The sequence below is a fragment of the Streptococcus sp. Marseille-P7375 genome, from assembly GCF_902460365.1.
Lineage (GTDB): Bacteria > Bacillota > Bacilli > Lactobacillales > Streptococcaceae > Streptococcus > Streptococcus cristatus_I.
Genome location: NZ_CABPTR010000002.1, coordinates 315,540 through 340,893, shown reverse-complemented (window position 1 = coordinate 340,893; position 25,354 = coordinate 315,540). Strand labels below are relative to the sequence as shown.

General features: G+C 42.6%; 23 protein-coding genes. 21 read left to right on the top strand and 2 right to left on the bottom strand.

Going from position 1 to position 25,354, the window contains the following annotated elements; all coding sequences use genetic code 11:
- Positions 1-49: 49 nt before the first annotated feature.
- The 13 genes from FZ954_RS07175 (at position 50) to FZ954_RS07115 (ending at position 14,031) form a co-directional block, all read left to right on the top strand.
- Entirely contained in the window at positions 50-1,876 is a 1,827-nt protein-coding gene (locus FZ954_RS07175; protein WP_080978303.1) for a PTS sugar transporter subunit IIA, read from the top strand.
- Positions 1,876-2,373, top strand: coding sequence for a transcriptional regulator GutM (locus tag FZ954_RS07170; RefSeq protein WP_048766061.1), 498 nt, complete (start codon positions 1,876-1,878; stop codon positions 2,371-2,373). Before FZ954_RS07175 ends, FZ954_RS07170 begins: the two co-directional genes overlap by 1 nt.
- Positions 2,370-2,912, top strand: a complete 543-nt coding sequence (locus FZ954_RS07165; protein WP_023024625.1) for a PTS glucitol/sorbitol transporter subunit IIC — start codon at positions 2,370-2,372, stop codon at positions 2,910-2,912. The genes FZ954_RS07170 and FZ954_RS07165 overlap by 4 nt, the downstream gene beginning before the upstream one ends.
- Before the next feature lie 16 nt (positions 2,913-2,928).
- Positions 2,929-3,909 carry a PTS glucitol/sorbitol transporter subunit IIB gene (locus tag FZ954_RS07160; protein WP_048766067.1) on the top strand — a complete coding sequence of 327 codons (981 nt, stop codon included), beginning with the start codon at positions 2,929-2,931 and terminating at the stop codon, positions 3,907-3,909.
- A gap of 98 nt (positions 3,910-4,007) precedes the next feature.
- Positions 4,008-4,379, top strand: a complete 372-nt coding sequence (locus tag FZ954_RS07155) for a PTS glucitol/sorbitol transporter subunit IIA (RefSeq protein ID WP_125372635.1) — start codon at positions 4,008-4,010, stop codon at positions 4,377-4,379.
- Positions 4,380-4,984: 605 nt separating this feature from the next.
- Positions 4,985-6,337, top strand: coding sequence for a hypothetical protein (locus FZ954_RS07150; protein ID WP_125372634.1), 1,353 nt, complete (start codon positions 4,985-4,987; stop codon positions 6,335-6,337).
- A 75-nt stretch (positions 6,338-6,412) separates the two neighbouring features.
- On the top strand, positions 6,413-7,393 hold the full coding sequence (locus tag FZ954_RS07145; RefSeq protein WP_260470146.1) for a hypothetical protein: 981 nt from the start codon (positions 6,413-6,415) through the stop codon (positions 7,391-7,393).
- A gap of 112 nt (positions 7,394-7,505) precedes the next feature.
- Entirely contained in the window at positions 7,506-8,396 is an 891-nt protein-coding gene (locus tag FZ954_RS07140; protein ID WP_148877870.1) for a hypothetical protein, read from the top strand.
- 234 nt (positions 8,397-8,630) lie between these two features.
- Complete coding sequence (dapD, locus tag FZ954_RS07135; protein WP_125387234.1) at positions 8,631-9,329, top strand: 2,3,4,5-tetrahydropyridine-2,6-dicarboxylate N-acetyltransferase; 699 nt, start codon at positions 8,631-8,633, stop codon at positions 9,327-9,329.
- A gap of 85 nt (positions 9,330-9,414) precedes the next feature.
- Positions 9,415-10,548: an N-acetyldiaminopimelate deacetylase gene (locus FZ954_RS07130; protein ID WP_148877869.1), complete on the top strand. Its 1,134-nt coding sequence runs from the start codon at positions 9,415-9,417 to the stop codon at positions 10,546-10,548.
- A gap of 20 nt (positions 10,549-10,568) precedes the next feature.
- Positions 10,569-11,105, top strand: a complete 537-nt coding sequence (locus FZ954_RS07125; RefSeq protein WP_148877868.1) for a 5-formyltetrahydrofolate cyclo-ligase — start codon at positions 10,569-10,571, stop codon at positions 11,103-11,105.
- Positions 11,089-11,772, top strand: coding sequence for a rhomboid family intramembrane serine protease (locus FZ954_RS07120; RefSeq protein WP_062004326.1), 684 nt, complete (start codon positions 11,089-11,091; stop codon positions 11,770-11,772). The genes FZ954_RS07125 and FZ954_RS07120 overlap by 17 nt, the downstream gene beginning before the upstream one ends.
- Positions 11,773-12,054: 282 nt before the next feature.
- Positions 12,055-14,031, top strand: coding sequence for a C69 family dipeptidase (locus tag FZ954_RS07115; RefSeq protein WP_148877867.1), 1,977 nt, complete (start codon positions 12,055-12,057; stop codon positions 14,029-14,031).
- A gap of 98 nt (positions 14,032-14,129) precedes the next feature.
- Here the strand turns inward: FZ954_RS07115 and galU are convergent, their stop codons facing one another.
- Both galU and FZ954_RS07105 read right to left on the bottom strand, forming a co-directional pair.
- Positions 14,130-15,032, bottom strand: coding sequence for a UTP--glucose-1-phosphate uridylyltransferase GalU (gene galU / locus FZ954_RS07110; protein ID WP_015605882.1), 903 nt, complete (start codon positions 15,030-15,032; stop codon positions 14,130-14,132).
- A 30-nt stretch (positions 15,033-15,062) separates the two neighbouring features.
- Positions 15,063-16,079 (bottom strand): NAD(P)H-dependent glycerol-3-phosphate dehydrogenase, encoded by a 1,017-nt coding sequence (locus FZ954_RS07105; RefSeq protein WP_148877866.1) that lies wholly within the window; start codon positions 16,077-16,079, stop codon positions 15,063-15,065.
- Positions 16,080-16,236: 157 nt separating this feature from the next.
- On the opposite strand from FZ954_RS07105, the gene FZ954_RS07100 reads away from it, so the two are divergent.
- From FZ954_RS07100 to FZ954_RS07065, 8 genes are all read left to right on the top strand, one after another.
- Complete coding sequence (locus FZ954_RS07100) at positions 16,237-17,943, top strand: ABC transporter ATP-binding protein (RefSeq protein ID WP_148877865.1); 1,707 nt, start codon at positions 16,237-16,239, stop codon at positions 17,941-17,943.
- Between the two features lies 1 nt (position 17,944).
- The gene (locus FZ954_RS07095) at positions 17,945-19,723 is read left to right on the top strand and encodes an ABC transporter ATP-binding protein (protein ID WP_148877864.1); all 1,779 of its coding nucleotides are present in this window, start codon (positions 17,945-17,947) and stop codon (positions 19,721-19,723) included.
- Between the two features lie 209 nt (positions 19,724-19,932).
- Positions 19,933-20,919 carry a substrate-binding domain-containing protein gene (locus FZ954_RS07090; protein WP_148877863.1) on the top strand — a complete coding sequence of 329 codons (987 nt, stop codon included), beginning with the start codon at positions 19,933-19,935 and terminating at the stop codon, positions 20,917-20,919.
- On the top strand, positions 20,919-22,232 hold the full coding sequence (locus FZ954_RS07085; RefSeq protein WP_148877862.1) for a sensor histidine kinase: 1,314 nt from the start codon (positions 20,919-20,921) through the stop codon (positions 22,230-22,232). Before FZ954_RS07090 ends, FZ954_RS07085 begins: the two co-directional genes overlap by 1 nt.
- Positions 22,225-22,908 carry a response regulator transcription factor gene (locus FZ954_RS07080; protein WP_148877861.1) on the top strand — a complete coding sequence of 228 codons (684 nt, stop codon included), beginning with the start codon at positions 22,225-22,227 and terminating at the stop codon, positions 22,906-22,908. The genes FZ954_RS07085 and FZ954_RS07080 overlap by 8 nt, the downstream gene beginning before the upstream one ends.
- Positions 22,905-24,185, top strand: coding sequence for an ABC transporter substrate-binding protein (locus FZ954_RS07075; RefSeq protein WP_148877860.1), 1,281 nt, complete (start codon positions 22,905-22,907; stop codon positions 24,183-24,185). The genes FZ954_RS07080 and FZ954_RS07075 overlap by 4 nt, the downstream gene beginning before the upstream one ends.
- A gap of 179 nt (positions 24,186-24,364) precedes the next feature.
- On the top strand, positions 24,365-24,799 hold the full coding sequence (locus tag FZ954_RS07070; protein ID WP_148877859.1) for a PTS sugar transporter subunit IIA: 435 nt from the start codon (positions 24,365-24,367) through the stop codon (positions 24,797-24,799).
- A 38-nt stretch (positions 24,800-24,837) separates the two neighbouring features.
- Entirely contained in the window at positions 24,838-25,332 is a 495-nt protein-coding gene (locus FZ954_RS07065; RefSeq protein ID WP_125382829.1) for a PTS sugar transporter subunit IIB, read from the top strand.
- Positions 25,333-25,354 lie beyond the last annotated feature (22 nt).

Sequence of the window (25,354 nt, the reverse complement as noted above, 5' to 3'; positions counted from 1 at the left end):
GGGAAGAGAGTTGACCTTAGTAAATCGGTGGTATAATATTTTAGATAAAATGGTCTCGCAGCCAACTTATTCCTTGGTAGATATGCGCTCAGAACTGGATATTAGCTTGCAAACCTTGCAAAAGAGTATCCAACAATTAAATGATGTTTTGGCTCCTAATATCCAGATTATCGCACAAGATGATCAGTTAATGTTAGAAGTGTATGACTATACAGAGTTGGAAAGGATTTTATCTGGTAGTTTAAAACAGGAGAGTGACTTCAATTCTTCCAGTAAAAGAATTGCCTATTTGCTAAAACGTTTAATTGAGTCAACCTCCCCTCTTCTTATTGACGACTTGGCTGAGGAAGTAGGTGTTAGTAGAAGTACCCTTAATAAGGATTTAAAACAAGTAAAATCTTTGGCAGAGAGTTACTCTATCACTATTTCAGGAAAGCCCAACCGTGGGCTGGAGGTCTTGGGGAGCGAGCTGAATTTGCGCTTGCTCTATATTCACCAAGTGGCTCCTTACTTTGAAGGAAGGACACTCACTGAGGCAACATCTTCTTTTCTGGAGACGCTAGTTCAGGACTATAAAATCCCTAAAGAAACACAGGAACTCCTTCGAAAGACCATTTCAATTATGGTGGAGCGTATTCATACATCTAGAGTGTTGAATTGTCCTATTCCTTACTATAGGAATGATTTAACAGAGACACATTTGGCTGAGAAATTAATCTATCATATTGAGATGACTTATAAGATTTCCCTCAGTCAGTTTGAGATAGACTTTTTGTGTTTTCCGTTTAATGTCCGTTTTATTGACACTTTAAGCAAGCCGTCTTATCAATCTGAACAGCTTTCAAACATTTTTCAAGGGATTGTCAAGAAAGTCAAAGAAACAATGTTGGTTCACTTTGATGATGAAGAATTATTTGAAGAAATCAAATCTCATCTAGGCCCCTTAATCAATCGACTGATTTTCCATGTGCAAGCTAATGATATATTTCATGGCGAGGTTCAAACTCAATATCCTTTTGCTTTTGAAATGGCAAAAATAGCTGGAGAAGAACTATCTGTAATTTTTGGTTCTGAATTGGAATTATCTGAAATCGGATATCTGGCTTTGTATTTTGAAATGATTTTAAGAAAGCAAAATTCTGCTGTTAAGGGTTCTCGCAAGCAGATAGCTGTAGTTTGCACAACAGGAAGAGGAACTGCTGCGATGATTATTCAGCAACTCAGGCGAGTCCTTGGAAATGATATAGACATTACCCAACATTCTGAAGAGGATTTTAATGTAGAGCTGAACCAGGAATATTTTGCAATTTTTACGACGGTGCCTCTGAAATATAAAAATTCCAAATCTCCAGTCATTCAAGTTAATCATCTTTTTGATGATCAATGGCTGCAGGAAGAATGGCAGAGGGCCAATGCTTTTCATCAAAAAAATCTAGAAACAGTCAGCTTACGCTTTCTTCGGTTGAGCCCCCAAAAAACCTATCAGCAATACTTGCTAAATATGGTTGCAGAGTTAGAGAAGCTTCAGATGATTGATGAAGGGTTTAGAAATCGGATAATTGATAGGGAGAAAAAGCAATCAACCATTTTTGGTGGAGGAATTGCCTTCCCCCATACAATTAACCAGGGTTATGCAAAGACTATTTTAATGTTCGGAAAACTAGAAGAGCCTTATCAAAAAGAAGATGAATGGATTGAATTTATCTTTCTAGTCGCCATTCCCTCAGAAATTGAAAGAAAAATGGAAAGTGAATTGCTGGAATTGTATGACGATATTTTTCGAATTGCAGGAGAGCCTTCTCTAAAAGAAGCATTGAGGGCTGTAGAAACAGAGACAGAGTTTCTATCATTTTCTAAGAGTAAAGGAGTATTTTAATGAGTTCGCTAATAATTTTCGCTGTATTTGTCATGGCAGCTTATGTATTTCAAATGTTCCTCGGCTGGCAGCAACTTAAAGACTTCAATAAGACCTATACGATGCTCCGAAAACTGGGGCGCGTAGCGATTGGCAGGGAGTCCGGAAGAATCAAATCCGGTACGATTGTCATGTTCGCGGTTGATGAAAACGGTCGGGTTCTTAAAGCTAGCAAAATGCAAGGAGTCACAATCTTAGCACGTTTTCAAAATATGGACGATTATGTTGGAGAAGACATCCATTATTTTGACAAGTATAATCCTCTTGTGAGAAAAGAAAATAAGTTGATGCAATCAGCCATAGAAGATGCTAGAAAAGTCTATCTTTGGCATGAGGCAGGTATTGAGAAAGAGACAAGTTCATCTGATTCTTTTCTGGGATTCGGCTTTTATGCGAATTACTTACAATTATCTATTAAACAGTTATTTAAAAAAAATAAGAAAGGGAGTTCCTTATGAATCACATTACAAATTTTGCAGAGAGTTTTATGAAACTCTTCCAATTAGGTGGAGAAACCTTTATTAGCTGGATGACAAATATTGTACCGCTTGTCTTAATGCTATTGATTGCAATGAATACACTTATCGCTTTCTTGGGAGAAGAGAAGGTCAATTCCCTGGCTAAGATTTCTGCCAAAAATCCTGTTAGCCGGTATATGATTTTACCTTTCATTTCAGCCTTTATGCTGGGGAATCCGATGGCAATCAGTATGGGACGTTTCTTACCAGAATATTATAAACCTAGTTTTGTAGCAGCTCAGATGCAGTTCTGCCACACTTCAAATGGTGTATTTCCGCATATCAATCCTGGGGAATTGTTTGTATGGATGGGAATTGCAACAGGAATTCAAACTTTAGGTTTAAGTCAAATGGACTTAGCCATTCGTTACATGCTTGTTGGGCTTGTCATGAACTTTGTAGGCGGTTGGGTGACCGATTTTACAACTGCTTATGTAGCAAAACAGCAAGGTGTTACCTTGAGTAAAACATTTGATTGATAGAAAGAGTGAAATTATGTCATATAAGAGTATAAAAGTTGTTAAAGGAAATGGCGGCTTCGGAGGACCTTTGGTCATTACACCTAGTGAGGCTAAGCACAAATTTATCTATATCACTGGCGGCGGAGAAAAGCCAGATATTGTAGATAAAATTGCTGATTTGACCGGTATGGAAGCTGTTAACGGGTTTAAAACTTCTATCCCTGATGAGGAAATTGCTTTAGCAATCGTGGATTGTGGCGGTACTCTTCGCTGCGGTATTTATCCTAAAAAGGGGATCCCTACAATCAATATCGTCGCTACAGGGAAAAGTGGCCCTCTAGCTCAATATATCACTGAGGAAATCTATGTGTCAGCAGTTGGCCTTAATCAAATTTCTGCTGCTAATGAAGATGAAAAAGAGACAACTGTGGTAACAGAAAAGCCAACTTACGATACTACTAAAAAAATTACAGAGCAAAAAGCTGAAACAAGTATTGTAGCACGAATTGGGATGGGCGCTGGGAAGGTCGTTGCGACTTTCAACCAGGCTGCTCGTGAAGCCATCCAAACAATGCTCAACACAATCATTCCTTTCATGGCCTTTGTTTCCTTGCTGATTGGGGTTATTCAAGGTTCCGGTGTTGGAAATTGGCTGGCAAAATTAATGGTTCCCCTAGCAGGGAACATCTGGGGACTCATTTTGATTGGCTTTATCTGTTCCTTGCCATTCCTATCTCCTTTGTTAGGCCCTGGAGCTGTTATCAGTCAGATTATTGGAACCTTAATTGGAGTTGAAATCGGCAAAGGGAATATTCCGCCCCAAATGGCTCTGCCAGCTATATTTGCTATCAACACTCAAAACGGTTGTGATTTCATTCCTGTAGCACTCGGTCTATCTGAAGCCAAGTCTGAAACAGTTGAGGTTGGTGTCCCGTCTGTGCTTTATTCACGCTTCCTCAATGGTGTTCCGCGGGTGCTAGTAGCTTGGATAGCTAGTATTGGTCTTTATCAGTAGACCTTTGATAGATGCACGTAAACATAGCAACTATTATGTTAAACTTATCTATAAGCATAAGTTTATGACAGATTTGAGAAAGGATGAATAGGAATTAGATGAAGAAAATTTTTGAAGCTAAAGTAATTCAAGTGGGGCCTGAAGCTCAGAATATGATTCAAGATGCCAATATGCTCATTTTGTTTGGAGAAGAAGCTCCGGAAGACTTAGCAGAGTATTGTTTTAAAATCGATAACAAAAATCTTCTAGGTGCAATACTAGAAGGTGGAAAGCTAGTCGTAGATAGTCAGGAATATTCGATTACTGCCGTAGGAAATGTAGTAGAAAAAAATTTAACTGGACTGGGCCATATCACGATTTCTTTTGATGGTTCAAAAGAGGGCAGCCTGCCGGGCACTCTCCATGTTGCAGCAAACCAAGCAGTAGTAATTGAAAAGAGCTCTACCATTCAGATTTTCGAAACTGCTTGACCATAATAAAATTTCAAATCAAGCAATTTAGAAAAATAAAAGTCTAAAACTAGGCACAACCTCCCTTCTAGGAGGTTTTTTGCTATTTTAAAAAATAGATTTTATCATGTTTTGTTAGTTAGCTCGCTATCTAGCTTGTCTTTTACTTACTTATCTATTCAGCAGCAGTTTTCCTTTCCCTGATTATATGTTACAATCAGAGAAGATGCAGTAGCAATGTGATAGACTTTTATCTAGAAAGTTGAGCTGGCTGCTATTTGGACGGTTCTAGAAAAACAGAAGACCAAGATTGGAAAGGAGTTCGGATGAAGTTATTTTTGGCTGAACAAGTGAAACAAAAATAGTCATATATAGTTGGTTTTGTGGGCACGGACGAGAGTTCGTGCCTTTTTGCTTGTGTGCTTTCAAGCTAAGGCAGTTCAAAATATGATATACTGGAATAAAGTTATATTAGCATGACAAGTTTCATGGTGCATACAATCGCTGGATGTTACCCCCAGTATGAATGGTATAGAAAAGAGAATAGCAGCATTCAGCGAAGAGGCATTGTGAACGGTTAATAGGGTCGTCTTTTCAATGATAGAAGAGCCAATAGAGGAGGAGTTATGGGAAAGAGAAATCTGGAAGCTTTGAGGCAGAAACATCAATCGAAATTCAAGAAGGCTCAAACGAAAAAGCCAGCAGATAGCCAACCATCCTTTCTATCCAAATGGAAAACCAAGGGAGACAAACATATCAAACCGTCTGCGGGATTGCAAGAAGCGCAGGGAGGGGCAGAAGAAAATCAAGCTCGTTCCTCCGTTTGGTCTCCATCAAAAGTGGTATTTCCAATAGAGAGCTCAAGCAATGAGCTGTCTGACATTTCTTCGATAGAGGACAAAAACGGCTATGGGACTAAAATAAATTCTCAAGACCAGCCGGTGTTTTCTGAGCAGTTAGAAGGAGCTCAGCAGGTGAAGGAGCCTCTGTCGCTTCTGTCAAAGAATTTGTTGGAATTAAAGCAGAGGGAGCTAAAGCGTCTCATTTCTAGCTTAGAATCACTGAAAGCTAAAAAACAGAACCAACTCCTTCGTGGAAATCAAGCTATCCAGCCGATGTCAGGCCTTGTAACTGAAGCAAAGCAGACCAAGCTTTCTCCGCGAATAAGCTCCAATGAGCTTGCTAGAGAGACAGATAAAGTAGAGTTTAGGAAGAAAAAACGAGGAATCTTTTCTAAGATAAGGGTGATGCTACTTTCTAGTTTGGGGATTATAGCCTCAATGTATAGCATAGTAGAGCAGTGGAAAAAGAATGATGATATAAAACGCATGGAAGAAGCTGCAGCTATTTCTCGTATGTTAGACTCATATGGAAAGGATCAAGATTTAAAATCTGATAATCGTCCAGAATGGATTGCTAAGAAAGAGGAGTATCAGTTTCATATCACCTATGATGATATCACTTCTTTATTCTCAGACTTCACTTCATCGGTTCCAAATCTGACAAAGGTCGACGAGGTGGTTGCAAAGTTAGGGAAAGCTGAATCTGGTAGGGAAACGAACCAAGATGACCTAATCAAGACAATAGATTTAAACTATTCACAAGCAGGGACAGAAGCGAAAGTTAACCTCTCTTTTAAGAGCTATCTTGGTCCTTCTGAAACTCTTAAGTTGGAATCCCTAAAATGTACGCATCTCAGTAGTACGCAACTGCCTAACCGAAATGCTCAGCTCACTCGTCAAGATCTTTCTGGTATAGGGAAAGGAAAGACCTATCAAGAGATTGTCAGTCAGTTGGGACTTCCAGAGCGCCTCGATTGGCATGGGGGAATCTTGAGCAATGCTACTCTATCGATTTATTACCGTTTAGAGGATGGTCAGAAGGTCGGTTTTTCTTTTAAAAATAAAAACTCTCAAAGCTATCAATTGACAGAGAGTCTAGGTTTGGAAAGTGAAGCGGGAGATGCAGGTGCTCAGTAGTACTTGCCTAGCAGGAGAATCAGCCGTTTGTAGAAAGGGAATGAGCAATCAAGTATTTAGTTGATAGGTGAAAAGGTGAAAGATAGAAATTTAGAAGCATTGAGGCGGGAGCACAAATCCAAGTTTAAAGCCAGAAACACTTCGTCAGTCAGGAATCAGCGGGAAAGGGGAGGAACTGCCCTCGAGCAGACAAAGGAAGAAGCAAGGAAAGAAAAGCTAGGAGAGAAGCAGTTTGGAGTCAAAAGTGGTTGGAGATCGAAGAGCCTTAGAACAAGAAAGAAGGGGAATGTTAAGTCTCTAGCTGGTGCTTTGATGAGTCTGGTCTTGCTATCATTAGCCCTTCTTTTACTCTATCGTTTTCTTTCAAATGTGAGTACTCGGGACAGAAGTATTGACCAAATAAGCTGGGAATCGAGCCAAGAAAATATAGCTTCTGCTTACGTTGCAGACTCTTCGTCTAGCGAATGGGAAGCTTCGGAGCAAGAGGAGTCGGCATCATCGGCTTCTAGTGCTGACAAGGAGCCAGAAAATATGACTTGGACTTTCGAGGATGTCCTATCTCTGCACGTTTCTTCGCCTGGGCAGGGGGCGAGTGAGCAACTGTCTCCGACAGCAGAGGAAATTGCTGAACAATATGGAAAAGCAAGTTCGGGAAGTGTGGCTAAAGATGGAGAAGAAAAGGCTCTCTACCTTTTTTATCTCTCATCAGGTGGAGGGCAAATCGTCAAGCTCTATTTCAATCTTATCGGAGATCAGTATCGGCTGAATACAATTCGAGGGGAAGGATTGCTTAGCCAGTCTCAATCAACTCATTCGGATTTATGGATTGAGGAAGATTTTCAGGATTTTACTGTGGATAAATCAGCACCAAGTAAAAATTTACAAGCAGTATTAGAACGATTTGGTGTGCCACAAGTTATCAATAAGTCGGCAGACTATAAGAATCAAACGACAGTTTACATCAAATATAAACTAAAAGATGGAAGATATCTCTATTTAGAGTTTGTCTTAAGTCCAACAGGTGACTATGAGTTGACTCGGAAGAGTGTTTATTGATAGGAAGTGCTTGGTGCTAGAGCTTGGCTTATTTAGCAGAAGTTGTTTTTAGCGGAAAGACAGGAATTACTAGAAAAACAAGAGGAACTTAGGTTCCTTGGAGAGGATGAGGATGGGAAAAGGAAGAAAAGTCCAAAGAGAATGGGGAAAAAGGTCAAGTTTAGACCAAAAAAAGCAGAGAGCCTTCTCTAATGATGGCCCTCGAGAGTCGGGTTTTGAGTTTTCAAGTAAAGAAAAGCGGCGAACAGAGTCAGCAGTCAATCCTAATGGCCAGTTTTTAGCAAAGTCTGTGCTATCTCGTTATGCCTCACTCTTAGTGATTGCCGCTGGTCTAGTGGGACTGATTAGCTTCTTGATGATGTATATGCGACCAACTTTTAAGTCAGAAGGAAATCAATCAGCTATATCGTCTGTTAATACTGTTCCGACAGAATCAGAAAATAAGATTGAGATCCTGACGGAGGGGAATTCAGCTTTTATTGAAAAGAATCGAGAGGTCGATTTTCCATTCGAAGAGATATTCGAGTTGATTAAAACCATGAACCAACCTAATGTGTCTCCAGAGGATATCGTTGAGAAGTATGGGAAAGCCAGCTCTGGGAGTGTGGATAATCGTGTGGAGAATAGTCAACTGGTGCTGCTTTCATACAAGCTAACAGGAAGAAAAGGAGTTGTTAATATGCGTCTTAGGAGTACTGGAGGAGGAATGGAGCTCTATACGGTATCTGCCGCTTTCTTCCAGAATGCTGGGGAATCAATTACGAAGACAGTTGATGATTATCGGTCGCTCATTCCCAAAAGTGATCGAGAAGGAATGGAAGTCAAGCAAGCCATAGAAGAACTGGGGATGCCTAAGAGTATTTATGCTCATAAACCGTTTAAACAACAAGTTGATTTTTTTAGTATGAGCTATCCAACTAAGGAAAAGATGTCTGTTTCGTTGTATTTTGACGAAGTGAATGGGACTTACCGCCTCACCAGTATAATGACAAGTACGGTCTGAGAGCCTAGACTGAGAGCACGGATTTTTTCTTAAATAGACAAGGATAGAAGGATGGGAAAAAGAGATAAGGAAGGCCAATTTCATCTGAATAAACTCCAAGAGTCCAAATAGCTACTAGCTGCTAATAAAGTCACAACTGCATAGTCGAATTATGTTATAATAGAGAAATAAAAGAGATAGGAGAGGGGACTTTCCTCTCCAAACAAAGAATAGAAAGAACAAAGAGGTGACACCATGTCTGCTACGAAAATGAATGCTCAAGAAATTATCAAATTCATCGCTGATGCCAAGAAAAAAACTCCTGTCAAGGTAACCTTCGATGGAGAATTGCACGGAGCGATTCCTTGGTCTGTTGTGAAGTTAGGCAATGTTCTTTTTGGAGACTGGGAAGAAATCAAGCCGCTCCTAGTGAACTTAGAGGAAAATAAGACCTATGTCGTAGAGCAGGATGCCCGCAACTCTGCAGTGCCGCTTTTGGACAAGCGCGATATCAATGCCCGTATTGAGCCGGGCGCTATTATCCGTGACCAAGTTGAAATTGGTGATAATGCTGTCATCATGATGGGAGCAGTCATCAATATCGGTGCAGAAATCGGTGCTGGAACCATGATTGATATGGGTGCTATTCTGGGTGGCCGAGCGATTGTCGGCAAAAACAGTCATGTCGGTGCTGGTGCTGTTCTGGCGGGAGTCATTGAGCCAGCTAGCGCAGAGCCAGTTCGGGTTGGAGACAATGTGCTGATTGGTGCCAATGCAGTTGTGATTGAAGGTGTACAAATTGGCAGTGGTTCCGTTGTTGCGGCTGGTGCGATTGTGACCCAGGATGTTCCGGAAAACGTAGTAGTTGCTGGCGTTCCAGCACGAGTTATCAAGACCATTGACGAGAAGACCCAGCAGAAGACAGCTCTGGAAGACGCTCTGCGTACTCTTTAATATTGGTTAAAAATAGCCGCCCTTGAACTTCATCGGGGCGGTCTGACTCTTTGTTTGTACTGACAAGATTTTAAAGGAAAGAAAAATGCTTGATTATCTGAACATTCGCCGTGATTTACACCAGATACCAGAAATCGGTCTGGAAGAATACAAGACTCATGCCTACCTGATGCAGGTCATTGATGGCCTGACAGCAGGTCTAGACTTTGTGGAAATCCGAACTTGGCGGACTGGTATTTTGGTCTTTATCAAGGGAAGTTCACCCGATAAGACGATTGGCTGGCGGACAGATATTGATGGTTTGCCGATTGTGGAGGATACAGGTCTGGACTTTGCCAGCACTCATGAGGGTCGCATGCATGCCTGCGGACACGATATGCACATGACGGTGGCTCTAGGCCTGCTGGAGCAAGCTGTGAGGGCTCAGCCTACCCACAATTTGCTCTTTCTCTTTCAGCCTGCTGAGGAAAATGAAGCTGGCGGTATGCTCATGTACGAAGACGGTGCCTTTGGCGACTGGTTGCCGGATGAATTTTACGGCCTCCATGTGCGGCCAGATCTCAAAGTTGGCGATATTGCCACTAATAGAGGAACGCTTTTTGCTGGCACCTGCGAAGTCAAGCTGACTTTTAAGGGGAAGGGGGGGCATGCGGCTTTTCCTCATGAAGCCAATGATGCTTTGGTGGCGGCTAGCTACTTTATCACCCAGGTGCAGACTATTGTCAGCCGCAATGTCGATCCTATCGAGGGGGCGGTTGTGACCTTTGGTTCGCTCCATGCTGGCACGACCAACAATGTCATCGCAGAAACGGCCTTTTTGCATGGCACCATTCGGACTCTGACTCAGGAGATGAATCTCTTGACTCAGAAGCGCTTACGGGAAATAGCAGAGGGCATAGCCCAAAGTTTCGGTCTGGAATTGGACTTGGAGCTTAAACAAGGTGGCTACCTACCTGTAGAAAATCATCCTGACCTAGCAGACGAATTGATGGACTTTTTCCAGAAGGAAGAAGGAGTGCAGTTGATTGATATTGCGCCGGCTATGACAGGTGAGGACTTCGGCTATCTGCTCAGTAAGGTCAAGGGTGTCATGTTCTGGCTGGGAGTGGACAGTCCCTATGCCCTCCATCATCCCAAGATGGCACCGGATGAGGCCGCACTGCCCTTTGCTATTGAAAAAATTGGGAAATTCCTAGATTATAAAATCAACGAAAGATAAGGAAAAGGTGGACGAGCTGCATGAAAAAAGAGCTGAGACAAACTGTACTGAACCAGATGAAGAAACTGACAGGAAAAGAAAAAGAGCAGGCAGATAACTGGCTGACCCAGCACTTGCTCAGTTCAGCAGCTTATCAAAACGCTCAGGTTATCGCTACCTATCTTTCTATGCCGCATGAAGTCTCAACTGCATCCTTTATCAAGCAGGCTCAGTTGGACGGCAAGCGGGTTTTAGTGCCCAAAACCTATGGCCAGGGTCGGATGATATTTGTGGATTATGATGAAAGTTGCTTGCAAAAAAGCTCTTTTGGTCTTATGGAGCCGATAAGTGAAGAGGCTGTGGACAAGACAGAAATTGATCTGATTCATGTGCCGGGTGTGGTCTTCAATTCTCAAGGCTTTCGGATTGGTTACGGCGGTGGCTACTATGATCGCTATCTGGCTGATTATACAGGGGCAAGCATTAGCACTATTTATGCAGTCCAACAGGCAGAATTTACACCAGCTCAACATGATGTTGCGGTAAAGGAGTTACTTATTTATGAAGCAGATCTTTGATAGAGACTATCCTGTGACAAGCATCCTGCTTATCCTAACGAGCCTTGTTTTTGTCTTGATGTTTCTTTCTTACGGTTTTCAATACAGCAGTTCCGAAGCCTTGTATCACTTTGGAGCCGTGCACGGTTACACGATTCAAGCGCTGCCGGAGCAGTTTTGGCGGGTTTTTGCTGCCATTTTTATCCATATTGGCTTGGAGCATTTTGTGGTCAATATGCTGACGCTCTACTTTCTGGGTCGACAGATTGAGGCTATCTTTGGCTCATGGAAATTTTTGATACTCTACCTGATGTCAGGCGTGATGGGGAATTTATTTGTGGTCTATTTTTCACCCAATAGCTTGGCAGCTGGGGCTTCTACTGCTCTTTTCGGCCTTTTTGCTTCCGTTGTTGTGCTTCGTTATGCTACGCGAAACTACTATCTGCAGCAGCTGGGTCAGTCCTATATGAGCTTGCTAGCTGTTAATCTGGTCATGAGTTTTTTACCGGGAATTAGCCTTGCAGGTCACTTGGGCGGTCTAGTCGGCGGAGCTTTAGGAGCTGTGATCTTACCAGTATCGGGGGAGCGCTACGCTTTTAGCAAGACTCAACGATTTTTAGCACTGGCAGCCTACCTTGGATTAGCAGCTATTTTGATTTTTCTGACTTTTCAACGACCAATTTTTTAAGAAATGAACTCAATTACCGCTTTTTAAAGCGGTATTCTTTTTATAAATATGATTTTTATAAAGCAAGGAATCTTACTTTAAAGAGGAATAATCAGTCATATATTAGGAATAAACTGGGAATGTTTCTATCTCTACTTTTTCATCAATGTATGTTTTCTCTGTTTTCTATCTGTAAAAGGTATAAAAAAACATTTTTGTAAGCGCTTGCAAAAAGATCTAAAAAGGACTATACTAGAACTATAAACATCAGGGGTATTCCCCAAAAATAAAAAGGAGTTCATAATGAAGAAGACAATCTTTAAAATTGCTATTTCATTAATGGCAATCATGCTCTTACCTATCCAAGCTGTGCAAGCCTGCTGTGGCTTCATTATTGGTCGGCATTTGACTAAGGATGGATCAACACTTTTTGGTCGTACAGAAGACTATCCTTACTACCCGAATGGTGGCAAGCACAACAAAAATTATGTTGTTGTGGAAGCTAAGAAATATAAGGAAGGCGACCAGATTGTGGATGAGTCCAACGGTTTCACCTATCCACGTGCAGCCAGCGAAATGAAATATACTGCAACCTATGATTCTGCGCGTGGTGATGGTAGTAACGGTGCTTTTGGAGAACATGGCTTTAATGAAGCAGGTGTTTCTATGTCATCCACAGTCACAGCAATCCCAAATAAAAAGGTCCTTGAAAAAGATCCTTTAAAAGCAGATGGGCTGGCCGAAGCTGCTATGTTAGATGTGATTTTGCCTCGTGCCAAAACAGCTCGTGAAGCAATCGAGTTGCTTGGAAAAGTCATTCAAGAAAAGGGTTCTGCTGAAGGGAATACAGTGGTGGTTGCTGATCAAAAAGAGACTTGGTACATGGAAATTTTGTCTGGCCACCAATACGTAGCCGTGAAAGTGCCTGAAGATAAGTACGCAGTATTTGCTAATACTTATTACCTTGGCCATGTAGATTTGAAGGACAAAGAAAATGTTATTGCTTCTGAAGATGTAGAGAAAGTAGCCAAAGAAGCAGGAAACTATAAGACAGATAAAGATGGTAATTTCCACATTGCTAAATCATACGGACCTGAAAAATATGCAGAAGGCGATCGTTCTCGTACTTATGCAGGAATCACACTGCTTGATCCAAAATCTAAAATTACTTATGAAGATGAGGAGTACGAACTTTTCCGCTCTCCAACAGATCCAAACAAGAAATTCACTCTTGAAGATGCCTTTGCTATGCAACGAAACCGCTTTGAACATCTGAATGGCCGTTTCGTACCGGATGATCAAATTGGCGTTAAGAAACAAGGTGATGATGGGGCTAATGATGCTGTTCGTAAAGATCAGTACAAATACGCTTTAGGTAATGAAAATGTTATCGATGCCCATGTCTACCAAATTGATCCGAAACTGCCAAAATCTTTCGGTGGTAAAGTTTGGCTCGGTTTGGGACCATCACGCAATACACCATATGTGCCTTTCTACGGTAACGTTCAGGATACTTACAAGGCCTTCAAACCACAGACAGCCACTTATGATCCAAACTCATGGTACTGGACAGTATGGCACATTGACCAAATGGCTATCAAGAACCAAGATATCTTTGGCAAGAGTGTTCAAGACCATTGGAAAGAGTTGGAAAAACAATGGATTATTGAGCAAAAAGCAAGAGATGATAAATATGCTACTTTGAAAGGAAATGAAGAAGCTGCGAAGGCTGCAGAATCAGAAGTAACCAATGAAGCTTTAGCTAGATCTGAGCGTCTATTTGGATATTTCAAAAACTATGAAGCTCAAATGCAGGCTCAATTAGCAGCAGCTGGACGTAAAGATGATCCATATAGAGCGTCTCTTCCTGATGATTATAAGGAACCATCTACTCCAGAAAAAGAACCTGAAAAGGAATCAGAGAAACCAGCTCCTGGTCAAGAACCAGAGAAGAAGCCAGAAGATCCAGCTCCTAGTCCAGAGCCAGAAAAAACTCCAGACACAACAGTTGCAAATGCAGCAGGCAATCCAAATAACCGCTTTGGCTATGCGGCTACAAAAGGTAAGATAACAAGTGTCCAAGTCTTTGAGCAACCAAAATCATACGGTGAAGCTCCTATTTCAGAGCCAGAAAAAACTCCACAAACCACAGTTGTCAATACAGCAGGCAATCCAAATAACCGCTTTGGTTATGCGGCAAGTTCGGAAGGTGGAAAAAATTTCAAGAATGTAGAATCATTCCCTAACACTAACTACTCTTCTAACCAAGACAATAAGTAAGTGAATAGCTTATAAGAAAACACCTAGTAAATATAGGTGTTTTTCTGTACGATGATAAAAGCTGACGCATTAGCTAATCTATTGCTTGAGCGCTTCTATTATTTTTTCGTTTTCTTATCTAATTTTTTGCCTAAATCGATAATGTATTGCTTCAAATCATCCTTAACCTGAGGGTGTTTGAGGGCGTAATCGATAGAAGTTTTCATGAAGCCAAACTTGTCACCGACATCATAGCGGTCGCCTTTGAATTCACGGGCAAAGACGCGCTGAGTTTTGTTGAGGGTATCGATGGCATCAGTCAGTTGAATTTCATTGCCCGCACCAGGAGTTTGTTTCTCCAAGATTTCAAAAATTTCTGGTGTTAGCAGGTAGCGTCCGATAATGGCCAAATCACTTGGCGCATCCTCTGGTGCTGGTTTTTCAACAAATTTTTCAACGCTGTAGAGGCCATTGACGCCTTCGCCTTGCGGTGCAATAACGCCGTAAGCTGAGACTTCTTCGTGAGGAACCTGCATGACTGCAATGGTAGACGCGTGGGTTGCTGCATAGTCATCCATGAGTTGCTTGGTGAGTGGCACTGCCTTGTCATTGGTAATGTCCATCAAATCATCACCCAGCATGACCACAAAAGGTTCATTTCCGACAAAGGCTTTAGCTTGTAAAACAGCATCCCCGAGTCCACGTGGGTGACTCTGACGGATAAAATGTAAGCCAATACCAGTGGTTTCATCTACCAACTTAAGCAAGTCGTTCTTGCCCTTTTCCTTGAGGTTGTATTCTAATTCAAAGTTGGAGTCAAAGTGGTCCTCGATGGAGCGTTTTGACTTCCCTGTGACAACTAGAATGTCTTTGATTCCAGATTTGAGAGCTTCCTCGACGATAAACTGAATAGTTGGTTTGTCAACGATGGGCAGCATTTCCTTGGCTAGTGCCTTAGTGGCTGGTAAGAAGCGGGTACCGAGACCGGCTGCAGGGATGACTGCTTTTCTGACTTTTGACATAACTTTCTCCTTTATAAAAAATACTGTAACTTAAGACCACTCATTTTCAGTTTTGAATTCATTGCTCATCATATCATGAATGGCATCTTTGATATCATGGCCGTCATAGATAACCTTGTAAATAGCCTGGGTAATTGGCATGTAGACACCGAGCTCTTGAGCTAGTTCGTAGGCAGCTTTGGTGGTCGAGATTCCTTCGATAACCATGCCCATGTTGGCTTCAATATCAGCTAATTTTTCGCCACGACCCAGCGCATCGCCAGCCCGCCAGTTGCGAGAGTGGACAGAAGTTCCTGTGACAATCAAGTCGCCGACCCCAGAAAGGCCGCTGTAAGTCAGAGGGCTGGCTCCTAACTTGACACCTAGACGCGTGATTTCGGCCAGCCCGCGTGTGATGATGGCTGCCTTAGCATTATCGCCATAGCCCAGTCCGTGGAGAGCACCTGCTCCAACCGCGATGATATTTTTGAGAGCACCTGCTGTTTCTACTCCAACGACATCGGTATTGGTGTAGAGGCGGAAGTAATGGTTGCTGAAGAGCTCCTGCACATATTTAGCGGTTTCGAGGTCCTTAGATGCTGCGGTAATCAGGGTAATGTCGCGGACGATGGTTTCCTCAGCGTGGCTAGGTCCTGAAACAACGACAATCTCGCTACGCAAGTCTGCAGGGATTTCTTCTTCCAAAATAGTTGAAATTCGTTTGTGGCTGTTAGGCTCTAATCCCTTGGATGCATGCATGATTTTTACCTTGTGATCTATGGTTTGCGCAACTTGTTTGGCTACCAGACGGGTCACCTTGGTCGGCACGACAAAAAGCACAGCATCTACGTTTTCTAGAGTATCTTTCAAGTCGTGATAAGCCTTGATTTCTTCGCTTAGAACCACATCTTTGAAATAGCGTTTGTTTGTATGCTGGTTATTGATCTCGTCAATCTGCTCTGCAATATTGCCCCAAATCCGGACTTCATGGCCGTTATCATTGAGGACTTGCGACAGAGCCGTTCCCCAAGAGCCAGGGCCAATCACAGCAATTCGTTGTTTATCCATCTTTTCTCCTTGTACGAGACCCACAAAAGGGCTCAATCAATTTAGAGTTATTTATTATATTGTACCATATAATAACTGAAATTTCTTACTTGACATTGTTTTTATCTATGATATAGTAAGGAAGCTAAACAAAGTTAAAAATCTACGAGGAGGAATTATGTTCAGAAAAGCTTTATCAGCCTATAAATTATTTATCTTTTTATCTCTTCTGATGACATCGCTGATGCTAGCTAGCTCGCTGTTGCAGCCCCTGTATTTAAAAGATGTCTTGAATGCTCTTTTGGCAGGAAATCGGGAAGAAATCTATCGTTTGGGAGCCTGGTTGCTGGGCTTTGGTCTGGTTGGCTTGCTTGCTGGCGGGGCAAATGTGACCCTGGCAGCCTATATTGCGCAAGGTGTGTCGTCAGATTTACGTGAAAAAACCTTTCGGAAAATCCAGACTTTCTCTTATGCCAATATTGAACAGTTCAATGCGGGGAATCTAGTCGTCCGAATGACCAATGACATCAACCAAGTGCAAAATTTGGTCATGATGATGTTCCAGATTTTATTCCGCCTGCCTATTTTATTTTTAGGTTCCTTTATTTTGGCGGTGGTGACCATTCCCTCCTTGTGGTGGGTCATTGTCTTGATGGTCTTTTTGGTCTTCTTTTTGACAGGAGTGATGATGGGCTTGATGGGGCCACGCTTTGCCAAATTCCAAGTTCTCTTAGAAAAGATCAATTCGATTGCCAAAGAAAATCTGCGTGGCGTCCGTGTCGTCAAATCTTTCGTGCAGGAGAGAGAGCAGTATCAGAAATTTACGCAAGTTTCAGATGAACTTTTGGAGCAAAATCTCTTTATTGGCTATGCCTTTTCGATCGTTCAACCGATGATGATGATCGTCGGCTACGGGGCTGTCTATCTGACTATGTGGCTCTTGTCTAGCATGATACAGATGGATCCAGGCTTGGTTAGCTCGATTGTCTCTTTCATTTCTTACCTGAATCAAATTATGTTTACCATCATCATGGTTGGCTTTCTGGGCAATACCGTTACACGTGCCATGGTATCAATTCGGCGGATCAAGGAGGTCTTGGATACAGAGCCAGCGATGACCTTCAAGAATGAAGCTGAAGAAGATTTGGAAGGTAGTCTGGTCTTTGACCATGTGACCTTTACCTATCCGACAGATACAGAGCCCATGCTCAAGGATATTAGCTTTGAAGTCAAACCAGGAGAGATGATTGGTGTTGTCGGAGCGACGGGAGCAGGGAAATCAACTCTGGCTCAGCTCATTCCGCGTCTTTTTGATCCTCAGGAAGGCTCCATTAAAATTGGTGGCAAGGACTTGCGAGACATTAGTGAAGCTTCGCTGAGAAAAAATGTCTCTATCGTTCTGCAAAAAGCTATTTTATTTAAGGGGACGATTGCGGACAATCTGCGTCAAGGAAAGCAAAATGCCAGCCTGCCAGAGTTAGAACAGGCGGCGCACATTGCACAGGCAAGCGAGTTTATCAATCGCATGGAAGACACCTACAACAGCCAAGTCGAAGAACGGGGAAATAATTTCTCTGGCGGACAAAAGCAGAGAATGTCCATCGCGCGTGGTGTTGTCAGCAATCCTAATATTCTTATCCTAGATGACTCGACTTCAGCTCTGGATGCCAAGTCCGAAAAGCTGGTTCAGGAGGCACTGAACAATGATTTGAAGGGAACTACAACCATCATCATTGCCCAGAAGATTAGCTCCGTGGTTCATGCGGACAAGATTTTGGTGCTAGATCAAGGACGCTTGATTGGCCAAGGTAGACACGCAGACTTGGTTGCTACAAATGATGTCTACCGAGAAATTTATGAGACACAAAAAGGAAAGGAGGACTAAGATGAAGACAGCAAAATTTTTCTGGCAATATTTCAAACAGTATAAACTGGCCTTTTTGGTCGTCATGATTATGATTGTCATCTCGACGGTTTTACAGGTTCTCTTTCCGATTTTTACTGGTCTCGCCATCAGTGAGCTGGTGGAGTTGGGCAGTGCTTTTGCGAGTGGCAAGCTTGCTTCAGGTGATGTTTCAGCCTTTGCCGCTTTCCAAGGAATCATGTGGAATTTGGCGCTGGCTTTCATCTTCCTTTCGCTATCTAGCTTGATCTACATGCTATTGATGAGTCGGATCATTTCTTACTCAACCAATGAAATGCGCAAGGGTCTCTTTGGAAAATTAGCTCGCTTGACCGTTTCCTTCTTTGACCGCCATCAAGACGGGGATATCTTGTCTCGTTTTACCAGCGATTTAGATAATATCTTGCAGGCTTTCAACGAGAGCCTAGTCCAAGTGATGAGCAATATCGCTCTTTACATTGGTCTGATTATCATCATGTTTATGCGGCATGCGACCTTGGCTTGGGTGACGATTGCCAGTACGCCAGTAGCCATCATTGTCTTGGTGTCCATCGTCAAGCTGGCTCGCAAGTACACAGACTTGCAGCAAAAAGAAGTTGGTCAGCTCAATGCTTATATGGATGAGACGATTTCCGGCCAGAAGGTAGTCATTGTGCAGGGAATGCAAGAAGAAGTCATCAAAGGCTTTGTCCAACAAAATGATAAGGTTCGGTCAGCAACCTTTAAAGGACGCGCTTTTGCTGGCTTACTCTTTCCTGTCATGAACGGAATGAGCCTGATCAATACGGCTATCGTGATTTTTGTGGGTTCAGCCATTATGCTCAATGATCCTAATGTGAAGACCTCAGTAGCCATTGGTCTGATTTCAACCTTTACACAGTTTTCTCAACAATACTATCAGCCTATCATTCAGGTTGCGGCAAGCTGGGGAAGTCTGCAGCTGGCTTTCACTGGTGCGGATCGGATTCAGGAAATGTTTGATGCGCCCGAGGAAGTGCGTCCGCAGAATGCTCCGGCCTTTACCGAGCTGAAAGAAGGCGTCGAGATAAAGCATGTGGATTTCTCTTATGTCGAAGGTAAGCCGATTTTGAAAGATGTTTCCATTTCAGCGCCAAAAGGTAAGATGATTGCCGTTGTAGGACCGACAGGATCAGGGAAGACGACCATCATGAACCTGATCAATCGTTTTTACGATGTGGATAAGGGCAGTATCGAATTTGACGGGCGCGATATCCGAGATTATGACTTGGATAGCTTGCGCAGTCATGTAGGTATCGTTTTGCAAGATTCTGTCTTGTTCAGCGGAACCATTCGAGACAATATCCGATTTGGAGTACCGGATGCAAGTCAGGAGATGGTTGAAATCGCTGCGCGTGCCACCCATATTCACGAGTATATTGAAAGCTTGCCTGATAAATACGACACAATAGTAGATGATGATCAAAACATCTTTTCAACAGGTCAAAAGCAATTGATTTCGATCGCTCGAACCCTTTTGACCGATCCTCAAGTGCTGATCTTGGATGAGGCTACCTCCAATGTTGATACGGTAACCGAGAGCAAGATCCAGAGTGCGATGGAGGCTATTGTAGCAGGTCGAACCAGCTTTGTCATCGCTCACCGTCTAAAGACCATATTAAATGCGGACCAGATTATTGTCTTAAAAGATGGGGAAGTCATTGAAAGAGGTGATCATCATGAATTGCTGCATCTAGGCGGCTTCTATTCTGAGCTCTACCACAATCAATTTGTATTTGAATAAATATATACAGAAACGGAGGTATTTCATGAGGCTACCTTCGTTTTTGTTTTTGATATTCATTTATCTCGCCCTAAAAATCAGAAGCTAAAAAAGTCTGTCGTTTAGTCTCTGATTTATTAGAATTCAAGAAACGTTTTGATTTTTCGCTTGATTATAATATAATAAACGTAAGTGAACTGTTAATAAGTATAGGTGTCTAGGAGATGGGAATGAGATCGAGTAAGGGAAAAAAGAGGATTCAGACTTGCCAGAAATGTGCTCTCTGGTCTATTTTTGTGCTGGTAATCTGTTGCCTTACTTTTATTTATTCTAAGGCTAGCATGCCCGATAGCAATCAAATGAAAATCGGGGCAACCTATATGACCATGAACAATGATTTTTATCAAACCTTGAATGCTGAATTGGAGAAAAAAACCAATCAACAGGGGAGTCGGCTCTATGTTCGTGATTCGGAATTGGATGAGAAAAAGCAGAGTCAGCAAATTGCTTATTTTATCAAAGAGAAAGTGGATGTCATCGTCATCAACCCAGTAAAGAGTGATAGTCCAGATATTATCAGGGCTTTGAATGCTGCTAAAAAAGCTGGCATCCGCATTATCGTGGTAGATGCGCCAATGAGTAAGCAAGTAGCCGTTGATACGACTATCGTGTCGGATAACTATCAAGCGGGAGTTTTGATTGCTAAAGATATGATGGGTCGGCTTTCTGAGGCAGATATTCTCTTACTTGAACACCAGAATGCCATCTCAGCTATGGATCGGCTACAGGGCTTTCTGGATACTATCAAGGGCCATCCCAGCTATAGAATCGTTTCTCAGCTGGAGACTTTGGGACAGACCGAAGAAAGCATGCCCCAGGTCAAAAATGCCTTGGATAATGGCTTAGAATTTAACGTCGTCATGGCTCTTAATGATCGTGCTGCAATCGGTGCCTTGGCAGCAATCAAAGATCAAGGTGTCACAGAAAAAATTTATATTTATGGAGTTGACGCTTCTCCAGATATTAAGAATTTTTTAGCCAATACGAACGACATTCAAGGAACAGTGGCCCAGTCGCCTATTCAGATGGGACGAAAGGTGGCAGAAGTGATTGAGCTGTTGCGGGAAAAGAAGTCCTGTGATAGACAGTATTTGATACCAGTCCGCTTGATAAACAAGGACAATATCAGCGAGTATACAGTTACAGGGTGGCAGTAATGAAACCAAACAAAAGCATTTTTTACAGTAAAATAGCTCTGATGGTCATCAATTTTATAGCCATTGTCTATAATGCTTCGATTTACCTCTTTGCAACTAATTATGCCGTGACAAGAGGCTTCAGTCACTCGCTTTTGGAACGCTTAGATGCCATTCCAGGATCTCCCAGTTTCACTTTTCTGATTTCCATTATCTTTTATGCTTGTCTATTGCTGGTGATGTACTATCGGGAAAAGCACCCCAATCAGCTATCCGTTTATGATAAGGTGACCATGATTGAGATTTTGCTAATGCTGGTCATCTTTACTGCCCTGCATTCGTCTTACAATGGGCTGATTCTTCTCGTCTTTGCAGATATTTTCTATGGCTCCAAAGAGTTCAATGCCTCCAAGGACAAAAAATACTGGTTTTCCTTTATTATCTTGAGTTTCAGTATGTTGCTATTGTCAAACTACGACCTGCTGTCACTCTTTGTTAAACTGCCTTCATTGGATACCTATATTCGTTTTTATCCAGAATCTATACGTTTGCTACTGCTTTTTGGTAAGAACTTTCTTTTCTCCCTCAATATTGTTGTTTTTATGATTTCCTTGCTCTTTTATATCATGTCGGCGATTACAGAGCGGCACCGAATTGAGGAGGAACTCCGCATGGCTTCTCAGGCCAATCGGGAGTTGAACAGCTATCTAGCCTTATCAGAAAAAATTGCTGAAGACCGAGAAAGAAAGCGGATTGCCCGTGAGATTCATGATACACTGGGGCATGCTTTGACGGGTATCTCAGCGGGAATTGATGCGATCAAGGTACTAGTAGACATTGATACCGAGCGGGCCAAAGAGCAGCTCAACAATGTCTCAGTCGTCGTTCGTGACGGGATTCGGGATGTCCGAGGTTCACTCAATAAAATGCGGCCGGGAACTTTGGAGAATAATAGTCTGAAAGAGGCTTTGTTAAAGATTATTCGAGAGTATGAAGCCATTTCCAACTTGGATATCCATTTTCTCTATGAATGGGATACGATCGATTTAGATATTGCCAAAGAAGATATTGTGTTTCGCATCGTTCAGGAATCAATGACCAATTCTGTGCGTCACGGGCACGCCAAGACCGTTTGGATTGAGTTGTTAGAAAAAGAAAATTATATTATGACCATTCGAGATGATGGTGTAGGGTTTGATGAATTGCACTATGGCTATGGTCTGAAGCAAATGCAGGAACGGTTGGCTATTATCGGTGGGAAGGTTCATTTTGAAAATCGAGAGGGCTTCTATACCTACATTGAAATCCCTAAAATAGGAGGTTGGAATGATTAAAGTTTTAATTGCAGACGATCAGGCCTTGATTCGTGAGTCTCTGCAAATCATCCTGTCCGCTCATGCTGACATCGAGGTAGTTGGGACAGTTGGAGACGGCAAGGAAGTTCTGGAAAAGCTTCATCGGGTACGCCCAGATGTAATTTTGATGGATATCCGCATGCCGATCATGGACGGTGTACTCTGTACCAAGGCTGTCAAGGAACAGTATCCGGATGTTAAGATTATCATTCTGACGACCTTTGATGACGATGAATTTATCTTTTCTGCTCTCAAATACGGCGCGTCTGGCTATATTCTCAAAGGGGTCTCGACAGAAGAGCTCTACGAAGCCATTCAGACAGTCTATCGAGGCGGAGCTATGATCAATCCCAATATTGCCACCAAGGTTTTCAAAATCTTTTCACAGATGGCCCAGTCCAACTTTGCTATCACGGTGTCAGAGGAAAATGTAGAGGACATGAGCCAGACAGAGTGGAAGATTATCCAGCAGATTGGCTTTGGAATTTCTAATAAGGAGATTGCAGCCAAGCTTTATCTGTCGGAAGGAACCGTGCGCAACTACTTATCAGGGATTCTATCTAAACTGAATCTGCGTGACCGGACTCAGCTGGCTATCTGGGCCGTGCAGACCGGAGTCACCCAGCGAGACTTTAGCAAGGGAAGTGACAAATGAAGTGGCGACTTAGACATTTGGTTGTTCTTGTTTTGGTTTTTGTTTCAGGTATTTTAAGCTTTGCACTTTGGTCGTCTAGTCATGAAAAAGTCCTACACATCGGTGTCTATGCGGGCTCTAGCTGGGATGTTCCAAATAGTCGTGAAAACAAGGTCTTGGACACCCTGATTAAAAAGTTTGAAAAGACGCATCCCCATGTCAAAGTCGTCTACGAAAGCGGGATTCCCAAGAAGAATTATGCTGACTGGCTGGCAGAACAGGTTTTAAAAGGCGAACAGCCAGATCTTTTCATGGTGCCAGAAAATGACTTTAGCATGTTGGCTTCTGCTGGTGCCCTCAAATCCTTGGATACCCTTTTAACGGATGATGAACGGGCAGCCTTTTATCCCGTCGCTTATGAAGCTGGGCAATATCAGGGAGTCAGCTATGCTCTTCCAGTTGAGAGCAATCCTATCATGATGTGTGTCAATAAGGACCTGCTTGAAAAAGAAGGAATCAGCATTCCTGAGTCAGGTTGGACCCTGGCGGATTTCTATGAGATTTGCAAGAAAGTAACCAAGGATACCAATGGCGATGGCGTGGTAGATCAGTATGGTATTACAGATTACACTTGGCAGCAAGCTCTGGTAGCTTACGGCGGCCATTTGACCGATAAATCCGGTATCAATGTAGACAGCCCAGATATGCACCAAGCCTTGGCCTTTATGAGCAAGCTAGATATGCTCAGCCAGCACTATAAGGTGACTTCTCATGACTTTGATGAGGGGCGGGTGGCCTTCTATCCTATGAGTCTGGCCCAGTATCGGACCTACAAGCCCTACCCATACCATGTTGCCAAGTATTCTAGCTTTTCTTGGACCTGTATCCCGATGCCGACAGCCAATAGCAAGGTGATGGGAACTCAGGTCAAGACTTCCCTCTTTGGCATGTCTTCCAACACCAAGCAAGAGAAGCTGGCTTGGGAATTTATGCTCTTGTTGTCACAGGACAAAGAGAGCCAGCAGGCCTTGTTTGAAAAATCGCAGGGAACTTCAGTCTTGCCCTCTGTTGTGAAAAGTCAACAAACCAGAAAAATTCTGCAGGCAGATGACTTCGGCTTGGATTCTCTGACTTCTGAGAGGCTAGATAGTATGATGGAGCGTTCTATCATAGATATTGGACAAGAAGTCGATCGGCAGACCTTGGAAAGGCTTGATTATTTGATTAAGGAAGCTCTGGGAAATCAAGAGATTGACAGTGCCTTGCCGAGCATTCAAAGAGAAATAGAAAGCAGATAATTTTCTGCTTTCTTTTTTATTTCTAATTAAGTCAGAAAAAAAGCCACGGGTGACTAGACCAATATGACATTTGTCACATCTAAACTCACATTTGTCATCTTTTCAAAGTGACATTTGACAATAGGGAAGCGATTTCATTTTGTGTACAATAGAATCAAGAAAATAAGGAGGCAGGAAAGATGAAATATCTTGTACTGGTCAGTCATGGGGGGCTAGCTGAAGGCGTACAAAGCTCCTTGAAGATGTTTGCTGGTGATAAAACAGACCAAATCATCGCTATGGGTCTGAAAGAGGGAAAATCAGTCGATGATTTTGCTCTCGATTTCCGTCAAGCCTTGGCAGGTTTAGAAGCAGATGATTCAGTCTTGGTTTTAGCCGATATTGTCGGAGGCAGTCCTTTGACCACAGCGGCTAGTGTCCTAGCAGAATTAGGCAAATTGGATTCGGCAGTCATTCTTGGAGGGCTGAATCTGACGATGGGGCTCACTGGCCTTGTGATGAAGGACATGCTGGAAGGCAAAGACCTTGCTCAAACGATTCTTTCAGAAGCGACGGCAGCCTTGCAGGAGTTTGAAGTTTCATCAGACGATGATGAGGAAGACGACGACATTTAAAAAGTTATTCATTTACTAACTTAGATAGGAGATTCAAAATGGTAGTAACATTTGTACGGATTGACGACCGCATGATCCACGGTCAAACTGTCACTCGTTGGGCTAAGGAATATCCTTGCGATGGGCTGATTGCAGTCAATGATGCAGCAGCCAGCAACAAAGTCTTGATTCAAGCCTACAAAGGGGCTTCTGACAAGAAAACTTTCGTTTGGACTAAGGAAGCCTTCAAGGAAAAATCTGGCAAGGTAACTGAATCTGACAGCCGCTATTTCTTGATTACCAAAAATCCGATTGATATGAAAGAAATCTTGGTGGACCAAGGATTTGTGCCAGGTAATGTCAAAGAAATCATCGTCGGACCAGCCAATGACCGTCCAGGAGCTGTCAAGCTGGGCAACAATCAATCCATCACGCAAGAAGAAGCGGAAGCGATTGAAGCGATTGAAAAAGCAGGTTACAAGGTGAAATTCCAGCTGCTTCCAGACGTTTCCATCGGTTACTGGAGCGATTTCAAATCTAAATTTGGTTTTTAAACAGGAGCAGAAGTTAAGCAGG